This window comes from Microbacterium testaceum, from assembly GCF_001476655.1.
In the GTDB taxonomy this organism is placed as follows: domain Bacteria; phylum Actinomycetota; class Actinomycetes; order Actinomycetales; family Microbacteriaceae; genus Microbacterium; species Microbacterium testaceum_C.
Genome location: NZ_LDRT01000101.1, coordinates 1 through 11,414, shown reverse-complemented (window position 1 = coordinate 11,414; position 11,414 = coordinate 1). Strand labels below are relative to the sequence as shown.

Below are 11,414 nucleotides of genomic sequence, written 5' to 3'. Positions count from 1 at the left end.
GCGTCGGCGGGGGGAGCGTCGGCGGGGGGAGCGTCCACGGCGGAACCGTCGACGGCGAGAGCGTCCACGGCGGAACCGTCGACGGCGAGAGCGTCCACGACGGAACCGTCGACGGCGAGAGCGTCCACGGCAGAACCGTCAGCGGCGAGAGCGTCCACGGCAGAACCGCCGGCGGGGGAACCGTCGGCAGACGGACCGCCGAGGGCCGAGCCCTCGTCCGTCGGCTCGAGGCCGTCGGTCACGCGGTCGGCGGCGGCGATGTCGGCCTTCGCCTGTTCCCGGCGGGCGGCCTCGGTGTTCCCGCGGGCGAACTCGCTGGCCGCGGACGCGGTGCCGGCCGCGAGGTCGGCGGCGGCGTCCTTGGCGTTTCCGAGTGCCCGGGCGGCGGCGTCGGCCTTCTCCCGGATGACCGCCGAAGCCGCATCGGCCTGCTCGCGCACGGCCGTCGACGCGGCGTCCGCCCTCTCGCGAACGGCTGTCGAGACCTCGTCGGCCTTCTCGCGCACCGCGGCGGAGGCGGCATTCGCCCGCTCCTTGACGGCACCGGCGACCTCGCGAGCGCGGTCGGCGGCGGCATCCGCCCGCTCCTCCGCCTCGACGACGATGTCCCGGTCGAACGGGCCGAAGACGCCCGTGACGACCACGTCGACATCGATGCGCCCACGGCCGAGGGGCTCCAGGGCGCTGCGCACGGCCCGGCGCACCTCTGCGGAGACCTCGTGCAGCTTGTGCGGATAGTCCACGACGAGGGAGATGGTCGCGGTCACCGAGTCGGCGCGGTCGGTGTCGATCTTGACCCCGGGAACGGTGCTCGCGAGGCCGACGCGTTCGCGCACGGCATCCGAGGCCCGTCCCAGGAGACTGCCGAGGGCGTGTACTCCGTCGACCGCTCCAGCGGCCGTGGCCGCGAGTTCGGCCGCCGCGTCGAGGGTGGGTGTGTCGATGCTGGTCATGACGTCTCCTGGGAGATCAGTGCACGCGGGTGTTGTCGCGTGCGAGCTTGGCGCGCAGACCCGAATGGATGGAGATGTACGCGCGCAGGTTCTGCCCGGTGAGGGCGGCGAGGTTCGTCACGAGCGTGTCGATGTGCTCGGCCACCTGGCGGGGGGAGGTGTTCTGTCGCGGGGTCACCGAGACGTGGAGCACCGACTCGCGCTGGATCTCGCCGGCGCTGATGCGGGAGGACAGGATCTCGTCGCGCTCGGCGAGCGCATTGTTGAGAGCCTCGGCGGCGAAGCCGTCGGTGATGGTGATACGTCCCTCCGCGCTGTCGCTGCCCGTGGACTGCAAGGGAGCCTGACGACGACCGCGGACCGCCGCGGACGCGATGACGACGAGCAGAATGGCCACCACAACGAGAGCGGCGACAGCACCCCAGCCGGCGGACTCGCGCCCGAGCGACTCGAGCCATCCCTGGAAGCCGCCCATGACGGAGGTCCAGGTGTCGGCACCGCCCGGAAGCAGCGCCACGGCGAGCGCCAGGGCACCCGCGGCCAGCAGCACGACACCGACGAGGAAGAGGACGAAGCGGTTCAGACCGCGGCGCGTGGCGTTCATCAGGACTCCTTGGTGTCGGGGCGCTGCACGCGCACCTGGGTGCGCACGGCGGGCGAGAGTTTGTAGGTCGAGATCTCTTCGTCGACGATGCGGCGCAACTGCGCCTCGTCGACGGGGATGCCGACAGGGGGGCGCACGGTGACGTCGACGGTGCGGTGGGCGACGCCGACGACGATGTCGTCCCGCGCGATACCGGACTCGTTGCTGAGGTGCTGGGCGAGAGCGGATGCCACGACGCCGTTGTCGACGACGACGGCTCGCTCACCCCACGCCATCTCGTGGCGGGACAGGCGCCCGGGCTTGAGCGCGAGGACGAGCACGATGAGACCCAGGAGCGCGAGGACGATGCCGCCGACGATGAACGCGACGGGCTGGAGCGCGGTCGGAGCCGCGACGACGGCGTTGAGCGCGACGCCCGGGGAGACCAGCAGCGGCTGCTGTCCGAGGAGGGCGAGGACGATCTCGACCACGGCGTACGCGAGGACGAGCAGCGCGAGCACCACCACGACGAGCATGGCCACGGTGCGCGGCGAGTGCGTCTCGCGACGCACGACGGTGCGGAGCACGGAATCGGTCATCACAGCACTCGCTTTCGCTGGGGGACGGTGGCGCCCGAGATGGTCAGATCGACGCGCGAGACGTCGCGCCCGAACAGGTGCGTCAGTCGCGATCGCAGAGTGGTCTGCGCGGTACGCGCCGCCTCGAGGACGGGGACGGCCGCGCCGACCGCGGCGGTGTCGTCCAGGCGCGGGACGGGAAATGGAGTGGTGACGCGCACCACGGCGGTGTCGCGCGCCGAGACGATCTCGACGCGCACGTTCTTGGCATCCACCCCGATGATGTCGGCCGCGGCCCGCTCCGCCGTCTTCTGCAGAACACGATCGGCGACGTTCACGCGGCCCGCGGGGAGGCCGGGGCCGGCAACCGTGGTGCGGCTGCCGACCCCGGGGGAAGCGGTGACGGTGGTCACGATGTGCTCCGACCCTTGAAGGCGTTGACGATGTTGCCGAAATCGATCTCGCCCGCGGTGATGCGGGCGACGACGATTCCGATGGCCATGAACAGGGCGACCAGGATGAACCCCCAGAAGCCGAAGATCAGGGCGCTGAGAGCGAGGACGAGCCCGACGAGCGCGCCCTTGGTGGAGGCGCTCACTGGACGCGCTTTTCGTTGCTGTCGTCGTCGCTGTTGTCGTCGCCCGGGATGTGGACGTCGTTCACGTCGACGTTGACCTCGACGACCTCGAGACCGACGAGGCGGTTGATCGCACCGGCCACGCGGCTGCGGACCTGGTCGGCGACCTCCTGGATGGGGGCGCCGTACTCCACGACGATCGTGATGTCGGCGGCGGCCTGGGTCTCGCCGACCTCGACCTTGACGCCCTGCGTCAGGTCGGTCGCATTGATCGCGTCGCGGATCGCACCGAGCGCGCGGGCTCCGCCGCCACCCAGGGCGTACACACCGGCGACCTCGCGGGTCGCGATTCCGGCGACCTTCGCGACGACGCCTTCGGCGATCGTGGTCTTGCCCTCGGTCGGGGTCTCCGAGCCACGGGCGTTCAGCGGACGGTTCACGCGCGATGCCGCCTGGGGGACGTTCTGCGCGGCGGGGGTGGTGGGGGCGTCGGTAGCCATGTCGGTGCCTTTCACGTGTTCTTCCCGGCGGGGCCGGGGTGGGCGCTTTGGCCTACATGGATAAGACGTACCGGGATGCGAATTCGTCACGCCGGGATTGAGGAAATATCAAAAATATGTATCCGCTTGCATGTGAATCGTTCTCGGTCGCGCAAAATCGCGGATGGCCGCGCTCCCACATCCGCGGGCTCCCGGCATCCCCACGTGCCGGTTTTTGCGGCGTACGCTCGACGCATGTCCCCCCTCTCCTCCTCGGCACGGTTCTGACGTGGGTCGCCTCACCGCCTCCCGGCGGGTCACCCGCATCACCCTCGACGGGGTCATCCGTCAGAGACCGGATGCCGTCGCCGTCGAGGAACCGCTCGAGATCCGCGTCGCGGGCTCGCCGTTGGCCGTCACGATGCGCACCCCCGGACACGACGTCGAGCTCGCCGCCGGCTTCCTCGTGTCGGAGGGCGTCCTCAGCCGCGGAGACCAGTTCGCGCGAGCGATCCATTGCGGTGGGCCGGGAACCGGCGGTGCCGACGGCAACACCTACAACGTGCTCGATCTGACGCTCGCTCCGGGGGTCGCTCCACCCTCCCCCGACATCGCGCGCTCCTTCTACACGACGAGCTCGTGCGGGGTGTGCGGAACCGCCTCGATCGAGGCGGTGGAGAAGGTGTCGACGTATGACGTGTCGACCGACGGTGTCCGCGTCGACGCCCGCGATGTCGCGGCGTTCCCCGACCGTCTGCGCGAGGGGCAGAAGGTTTTCGACAAGACCGGCGGCCTGCACGGCGCGGCCCTCTTCGACGTCTCCTCCGGCGAGATGCTCGTGGTGCGCGAAGACGTCGGTCGACACAACGCTGTCGACAAGGTCGTCGGATGGGCGCTGCTGAACGATCGGCTCCCCCTGAAGGGCATGGTGCTTCAGGTGTCGGGGCGCGTGAGCTTCGAGCTCGTTCAGAAGGCCGTGATGGCCGGCATCCCGATCCTGTCGGCGGTCTCGGCGCCGTCGTCGCTCGCGATCGAGCTGGCCGAACGCGCCGGTCTCACGCTCGCCGCCTTCGTGCGCGGGGGCAGCATGAACCTTTACTCCCGCGCCGACCGAATCGCGGTTCCCTCCACGGACCTGCCCACAACCCCCTCCCTCACGGAGGCGTCGAGCGTACGCTGACGAAGACCGCCCGGTGCGTGGATGCCACCGACGCGGCACCGAATCCACGGAGGGTGAGCATGGGTGAATCGTTCGGGCTGATGACCGAGAAACCGCGCCAGGGAGGCCTCGGACCCGCCGTCTCGGGCGACTGGGCCAGCACCGGCGAGTACGAACACCCGGCCGCGGGCTGGGGCGCCGCCCTGGCGGTCGGCAAGGTCCTCCTCGAGCAACGACAGCCCATCGCGGGTACCCGCGCGATGTTCACGATGAACCACCCGAAGAGTGGTTTCGACTGCCCCGGGTGCGCGTGGCCCGATGACAAGGGCGTCGCGCTCGACATCTGCGAGAACGGCATCAAGCACGTCACGTGGGAGATGACGCACAAGCGCGTCGGCAAAGAGTTCTTCGCCGAGCACTCGGTCTCCGAGCTGTCGCAGTGGACCGATTTCGCTCTCGAAGACGCCGGCCGTCTCGTCGGCCCCATGGTCTACGACGCCGCGAGCGACCACTACATCCCGATCTCGTGGAACGATGCGTTCCGCCTGATCGCCGAGCAGATCACCGCTCTCGACAGCCCCGACCAGGCCGCGTTCTACACCTCCGGGCGTCTGAGCAACGAGGCATCCTTCCTCTATCAGCTGTTCGCGCGGGAATTGGGCACGAACAACCTCCCCGACTGCTCCAACATGTGCCACGAGGGCTCGGGGCGCGGGCTCACGGCATCGCTCGCCACCCCCAAGGGCACCGCCGATCTCGAAGACTGGGAGACCTGCGACGCGCTCTTCGTGCTCGGCGTGAACGCGGCTTCCAACGCCCCGCGCATGCTGACGAGCCTCGCCGAGGCCATCGACCGCGGCGCCCAGGTCGTGCACGTCAACACCCTCCGCGAAGTCGCCGGCACGCGCACGATCGTGCCGCACGAGATCGTCGACATGGCGACCTTCCACTCGACGCCGACGAGCACGATGAACCTGCAGGTGCGCCCGGGTGGCGACCTCGCCCTCGTGCGCGGCATGGCAAAGGTCGTCTTCGAGGCGTCCGAGACCGATCCGACCGCACTCGACCAGGCGTTCCTCGACGAGTACACGACCGGACTCGACGGCTACCGTGCCCTGGTCGAGGCGACGCCGTGGGATCAGCTCGTCGAACAGGCGGGGCTGACCGAGGCCGAGATCCGCGGGGCCGCAGACGTCTATCTCAGCGCGGACCGGACGGTCATCAGCTGGTGCCTCGGCGTCAGCCAGCACCAGCACGGCGTCGACACCGTGCGCGAGATCGTCAACCTGCTGCTGCTGCGCGGCAACGTGGGGCGAAAGGGCACGGGTCCCTCACCCGTGCGCGGCCACAGCAACGTGCAGGGCAACCGCACCTGCGGCATCAACCACAAGCCCACCGAGAAATGGCTCGCGAAGCTCGACGAGGTCTGCGGCATCACCTCGCCGCGAGAGCCGGGGCTCGACACCGTCCACACGGTGGCAGCCCTCCACCGTGGCGACCTCAAGGTGTTCATCGGCATGGGCGGCAATTTCGTTCGCGCCGCTCCCGACACCACGCTGACCGCCGAGGGCATGAGCCGGTGCGAACTCACCGTCCACGTCAGCACCAAGCTCAACCGCAGCCACCTCACCCACGGCAAGCAGGCGCTGATCCTCCCGTGTCTCGGCCGCACCGAACGCGACGTGCAAGAGGCAGGGCCCCAGTCGATCTCGACGGAGGACGCCATGAGCTCGGTCATGCTCTCGCTCGGCTCCCGTAAGCCCGCGTCTGCGCATCTGCTCAGCGAGCCCGAGATCATCGCGCGCATCGCTCGCGCCACCATGCCCGACTCGGCGACGCCGTGGGAGTGGTACGTCGGCGACTACGACCGCATCCGCGACACGATGGCCCGGGTGTTGCCCGGCTTCGAGGGGTTCAACGAGCTCGTACGCCAGCAGTACGGCTTCCGCATCCCGCAGCCCGCCCGCGAGCGCGACTTCCAGACCCCGTCGGGCAAGGCGGAGTTCTCGGATGCCGAACTGCCGAACGTCATTCCCGAGGAAGCCGACGTCCTGGTGCTGCAGACCATGCGCTCGCACGACCAGTGGAACACCACGATCTACTCGGCCGATGACCGCTATCGGGGCGTCCGCAACATCCGCGAGCTGGTGTTCATGCACCGCCGCGACATGAAGGACCGCGGCATCGCCGAGGGCGACCTCGTCGACATCGTCGCGACCTCGCGCGACGGCTCGGTCCGCAGTGTCACGGGCTTCCGCGCGCTGGAGTACGACACCCCGCGCGGCAGCGCCGCCGGCTACTTCCCCGAGCTCAACGTGCTCCTCGGCCCCGACGACTACAGCCGCCAGAGCGACCAGCCGCTGATGAAGGACATCCGCGTGCGCATCGCGAAGACGGCGTAGGAAAGGCGGCGCGGCACGGGGACGGGGTGCGCCGCCTGCGCGCGGCACCGGGCGCGCGCGGGGCCGCGCCGCGGAGCCGGCCCGCGGAGCCGGCCCGCGGAGCCGGCCCGCCCGTGCGGGGCCGGGCCTCGCGTGCGGGGCCGAGCCGCGGGGCTGAGCCGCGGGTCCGCGCCGCGGAGCCGGCCCGCCCGTGCGCGGTCCGCGGCTCTCGCAGAATGGGCCGCTCCTCGCAAGAGTCGGTCCCAGAAGTGCGAGCTTCGCGCGATTCTGCGAAAGCGGCAGAAGAAACCGAGGCTCACATCGTTGACAACACGCGGGCCATCAACGACGCCCACACGACGATGAACACGACGTTTCCCGCCGTCCCCAGAGCCCCGATGATCATGGCCCACCGCGCGAACCCGACGCCGCCTTCGACGTTGTCCGGCCGCTGGAGCTGATTGCGCGCGACGATACCGATCACGAGCCCTGCGATCGGCACGATGAAAGCCGCGATGAAGCCGACGACCGCGAGAGTGCTCGTTCGCACCGGCGCCACGGGAGAGGTCATGGCGCGATGCTAGCGACAACCGCCCGAGCGGCGCGCGCCGGATCCGAATCACGAACGCGGATCCGGATGCGGACACGTGACCCGCTCAGCCGTTCTCGCGCCGCGCCCACCTCGGTGCCCGCTCCGGACGCGGTCCGACGCCGATGACGAACGCCGGGATCACGTTCAGCCAGGGCATTCGCCGCAGCAGGATGCCGCCCGCCCGGGGCACCACCACCTCTTTCGCCCCGACGATCACCGGCGCGATCACCCGGGCGTGGACGATGCGCTGCAGCGTCTGGATCACGACGGTCGGGAACCGCCGCCGTCGCTGCACACGGGCCAGCAGACGCCCCGACCGGGGACCCGCGAGCGTCCCGGCGCGCAACGACTCCGCGAGCAGTCGCGCCGTGGCGACGGCATCCTGCACCGCGAGGTTGATCCCCACCCCTCCCGCGGGCGACATCGCGTGCGCGGCGTCGCCGATGCAGAGCACGCCGTTCGCGTGCCACCGGCGGAGGCGGTTCAGGCGCACGTCGAGGTGCTTCACGTCGTCCAGCGACGCGATCGTGCGCACGTCGTCGGCGAGGTCGGGGAGAAGCTCGGCCACCTGCGCGCGGAACGCGTCGATCCCGGCGGAGCGGAGCGCGGCATCCGTCCCCTTCCGTCCGATCCACGCGACCTGCACGTATCCACGGCGGGGGATCGCGATCCCGATACGGCCCCGGCGGACGCGCGGGAGCAGCGCCTCCGACAGGTGTCGGGCGGTCGTGATGCGGAACCACCACACATCGAACGGCACCCGGAACTCGCGCACCGGGAAACCGACCGCGCGACGCACGACCGACCACCGCCCGTCACAGGCGACGGTGAGGTCGGCCCGCAGTTCGCCCTCGCCGCGCGGGGATCGGAACGTCACGCCGCGGACACGCCCGCCTCCGCGAAGCACCCCGGTCACCTCGTGCTCGCGCAGCAGGGTGAAGGTCGGCTCCGCCTCCGCGGCCGCCGCGAGAAGGTCGAGCAGGTCCCACTGCGGCACCATCGCGATGTACGGATGCCGCACCGGCAGCCGATCGAGGTCGGCCAGCACCACGTCGGAGCCATCCGCCGTGGGGACCCGGAACTGTCGCACGCGGGACTGCGGAAGCGCGTCGAAGCGCTCGAAGAGTCCGAGATCGTCGAGCAGTCCGAGAGTCGACGGGTGGACGGTGTCGCCTCGGAAATCGCGGAGGAAATCCGCGTGCTTCTCGAGGACGGTGACCCGGATGCCACCCCGCGCGAGCAGGAGCCCGAGCACCAGCCCCGCGGGCCCACCACCCACGATGGCGCAGGTCGTGCGCGAGTGCGGCGTCGACATGACTCTCCCCTCGACGCGGCCATTCTGCTCCGCACGAGGGAGGGAATCGAGTCCCGGTCGATCAGGGGGAACCGCGTGGTGTCGCGAAGCCTCCGCGAACAGCCCTCGGCCGGTCGTCCCGCAAACGACGAATCATCTCTGGATTCAACGAGTCCGCGCTGTTACTGTGAGCGGTAACACTGGCCAATGGTGGCCAGCCACTTGATGGAGAGTGTTATGCGCCTGCCTTCCCCGGCTGTCCCGAAGACGCACCCCGCCCACCCGGCGAGAACCCGCCGCCGCACCCGAGTGGCGACGACCACCTGGGGTGTCGCGACCGCGGCCGCCCTCTGCGCGAGCCTGCTCGCCCCGGCCGCCTCGCACGCGGCTGGCCCCACGGACTCCCTGATCGCCGACTTCACCTTCGACAGCGGCACCACCAGCTTCAGCGGCGCGGGGGCGACGGCCACCACCCAGGGCACCGCGCGTCTCGTGCCCGGTGTCTCCGGCAACGCGGCTCAGCTCGGCGCGGGCTTCTGGCTGAACGTCGCCAAGAACGACGGCAGCCCCCTGCTGACCGGGCTCGACGACGTCACGATCTCCTACGACAGCAAGCCGAGTGCCACCGGCAACGTCGGCTGGTCGGTCTTCGCCGCGCGCACCGCCGCGCCGCAGACCTACGCGCAGGAGCACTACCTCGGCTTCCTCGACCGCACCACCGGAATCGTCGTCGAACGCTACGACAACGCCGGCGGCCGCAACACCGCGGGCAACCTCGTCTCGACCGTCGCGACCACCGAGTGGAAGCACGTCGACCTCGTGGTCTCGGGCTCGACCGCGCGACTGTTCGTGGACAAGAAGCTCGTGTCCAGCACCACCGCCGGCCCCGCCCTCTCGGCGATCCTCGGCGCGAGCGGCGGCGTCCTGCAGGTCGGGAAGGCGAACTGGGGTGGCGGCGAGTACTTCTCCGGCCTGCTCGACAATCTCCGCATCTACAACCGCGCCCTGACGCCGAGCGAGCTGGGACTCCCCTCCGCGACCAGCGATCCGGCCGCCGCTCTCAGCATCCCGGCGCGCATCTCGGGCGACCTCCCGGGCTCGGTGCTCGGTCGGGCGATCACCTGGTCGGCCACGGGGGCGGGCGCTGCTCTCGTCGCGACCGACGGCAAGATCACGCGGCCCGACTCCGGTCCGGTGTCGGTGAACCTCACCGCCTCGATCGACGGCGTCGCCACCCCGGTCACCGCCAGCGCGGAGATCCTCGACGCCGGCGGTGAGATCGCCACGTACGTCAAGACCGTCACGACCACCGGTGGCGTCAAGGATGACCCGCTCGCCTACAACGACGATCGCCGCTCGGACGCCCTGTTCGTCTCGGCCCGCCCGTCCGGCGCCGCCGCATGGGAGCCGCTGAATCGCTCGCAGGCGATCCTCTCCGTCGCGTGGGACGGGTCGCAGACCCAGAGGCCCAACGCGCAGATGGGCTCCCCGACCCTGGTGCGCTTCGCCGACGGCACGCTCGGAGCGGTCGCCGCGCAGAACAACGCCACCGACTCGGTGTACGTGTGGGACGCGCGCGACGGCGCGACCTTCCGCAACCAGCGCTCGGTGAAGATCGCCTCCGACGGGTCGGTCGTGAAGAATCCCCGCCTCGAGTTCGACGCCGCGACCGGCGCGTACAAGGCGTTCTGGCTCGACGAGCTCACCGGCGAGGGTCGCGTGGCGCGGCTCGGCGACCTCAGCGGCACCGCCACCCCGACCGCCGCGACCAAGGCGGACGCGCGTTCGCTCGGCGTCACCGGGACCGGCCTGCCGTCCTTCGCCGCGCAGGCGCAGGCCAGCTCGTTCAGCCTGTCGAAGGCCGAGTTCGCCACGTTCTACAAGAACTACGTCGACCTGCAGAACACCGGCGTCCGCGCCCCCGCCGACGTGAAGGTCGAGAACGGTCGCACCGTTCAGGCCGGCGACCTCCCCGCCACGGTCACCCTCGATTACAACGACGGATCGACGAAGAGCCTCCCCGTGCAGTGGGATGCCTCGGATCTCGCCGCGATCGACTCCCGCACCCCGGGCGTCTACGAGGTGTCCGGCACCGTGCAGCAGACGGCGGAGGAGATGGTCAACGACGCGCGGGCCGATCCGCACCTGTTCTACAACGACGACGACAAGCACTGGTACCTGACGGGCTCGCACTACTCGATCCCCTCGAACGCCCCCGACAGCCAGCTGATCGACGCCAACGCCTACCGGAAGATCGGCCTCAAGCGCGCGACCACGATCGCGGGCCTCAAGGACGCTCCCGAGCAGATCGTCATCGATCCCGACGCCGGCACCCCGGGCAAGCAGGCGCAGTACCCCAACACCTTCTACGGCTGGGGCGGGTACATCTGGGCCCAGGAGTTCCACAAGATCAACGGACAGTGGTGGATCGTCGCCGGTATGAACCGCGGCTACGCCCCCACCGGCGGCTGGTGCGACAACACCGTCCTCATCCCCTACATCGGTTCCGACGAGTCGTTGCGCAGCGGCGGTCTGATGAACCAGCAGAACTGGGGCGAGCCCACCGTCCTCGACGGGGCGGCGTTCGACGTCTCGTACCTCGAGCGCGACGAGAACGGCGTGACCCAGGGCTACTGGGTCATGCCCAACGGCGGCAAGCTCTTCGTCGCGAAGGCGAAGATGGGCCCGAAGGGCACCGTCCCCCTCCTCGACGGCGGCCTGAGCGAGATCTACGCCCTCAGCCAGCCCTGGGAGTACGGCAAGCAGGCACCGACCCCCTCCGACACCACGGAGGGCGCCGACCAGGGCATCGTCGAGG

General features: G+C 70.3%; 11 protein-coding genes. 3 read left to right on the top strand and 8 right to left on the bottom strand.

All coding sequences use genetic code 11. The features are described from left to right. The 6 genes from NS220_RS13675 to NS220_RS13650 form a co-directional block, all read right to left on the bottom strand. The coding region (locus tag NS220_RS13675; RefSeq protein ID WP_058624589.1) for an Asp23/Gls24 family envelope stress response protein at window positions 1-953 on the bottom strand (953 nt) is incomplete at its 3' end. A 16-nt stretch (window positions 954-969) separates the two neighbouring features. Continuing rightward, on the bottom strand, window positions 970-1,557 hold the full coding sequence (locus NS220_RS13670) for a hypothetical protein (protein WP_058624588.1): 588 nt from the start codon (window positions 1,555-1,557) through the stop codon (window positions 970-972). Continuing rightward, entirely contained in the window at window positions 1,557-2,135 is a 579-nt protein-coding gene (locus tag NS220_RS13665) for a DUF6286 domain-containing protein (RefSeq protein WP_058624587.1), read from the bottom strand. Before NS220_RS13665 ends, NS220_RS13670 begins: the two co-directional genes overlap by 1 nt. Next, on the bottom strand, window positions 2,135-2,527 hold the full coding sequence (locus NS220_RS13660) for an alkaline shock response membrane anchor protein AmaP (RefSeq protein WP_058624586.1): 393 nt from the start codon (window positions 2,525-2,527) through the stop codon (window positions 2,135-2,137). The genes NS220_RS13665 and NS220_RS13660 overlap by 1 nt, the downstream gene beginning before the upstream one ends. Beyond that, window positions 2,524-2,712 (bottom strand): DUF2273 domain-containing protein, encoded by a 189-nt coding sequence (locus NS220_RS13655; protein ID WP_058624585.1) that lies wholly within the window; start codon window positions 2,710-2,712, stop codon window positions 2,524-2,526. The genes NS220_RS13660 and NS220_RS13655 overlap by 4 nt, the downstream gene beginning before the upstream one ends. Then, window positions 2,709-3,191 carry an Asp23/Gls24 family envelope stress response protein gene (locus NS220_RS13650; protein WP_058624590.1) on the bottom strand — a complete coding sequence of 161 codons (483 nt, stop codon included), beginning with the start codon at window positions 3,189-3,191 and terminating at the stop codon, window positions 2,709-2,711. Before NS220_RS13650 ends, NS220_RS13655 begins: the two co-directional genes overlap by 4 nt. Before the next feature lie 268 nt (window positions 3,192-3,459). Here NS220_RS13650 and fdhD point away from each other — a divergent pair, with 268 nt between their 5' ends. Beyond that, window positions 3,460-4,350 (top strand): formate dehydrogenase accessory sulfurtransferase FdhD, encoded by an 891-nt coding sequence (gene fdhD / locus NS220_RS13645; protein WP_058624584.1) that lies wholly within the window; start codon window positions 3,460-3,462, stop codon window positions 4,348-4,350. Between the two features lie 59 nt (window positions 4,351-4,409). Beyond that, on the top strand, window positions 4,410-6,731 hold the full coding sequence (locus NS220_RS13640; protein WP_058624583.1) for an FdhF/YdeP family oxidoreductase: 2,322 nt from the start codon (window positions 4,410-4,412) through the stop codon (window positions 6,729-6,731). 295 nt (window positions 6,732-7,026) lie between these two features. Here the strand turns inward: NS220_RS13640 and NS220_RS13635 are convergent, their stop codons facing one another. Beyond that, window positions 7,027-7,281 (bottom strand): hypothetical protein, encoded by a 255-nt coding sequence (locus NS220_RS13635; protein ID WP_058624582.1) that lies wholly within the window; start codon window positions 7,279-7,281, stop codon window positions 7,027-7,029. Between the two features lie 85 nt (window positions 7,282-7,366). Beyond that, window positions 7,367-8,617 carry an FAD-dependent oxidoreductase gene (locus NS220_RS13630; RefSeq protein WP_058624581.1) on the bottom strand — a complete coding sequence of 417 codons (1,251 nt, stop codon included), beginning with the start codon at window positions 8,615-8,617 and terminating at the stop codon, window positions 7,367-7,369. Between the two features lie 288 nt (window positions 8,618-8,905). Here NS220_RS13630 and NS220_RS13625 point away from each other — a divergent pair. Further along, window positions 8,906-11,414 (top strand): LamG-like jellyroll fold domain-containing protein (locus NS220_RS13625; protein ID WP_206543027.1); only part of this gene is annotated, 2,509 nt, incomplete at its 3' end.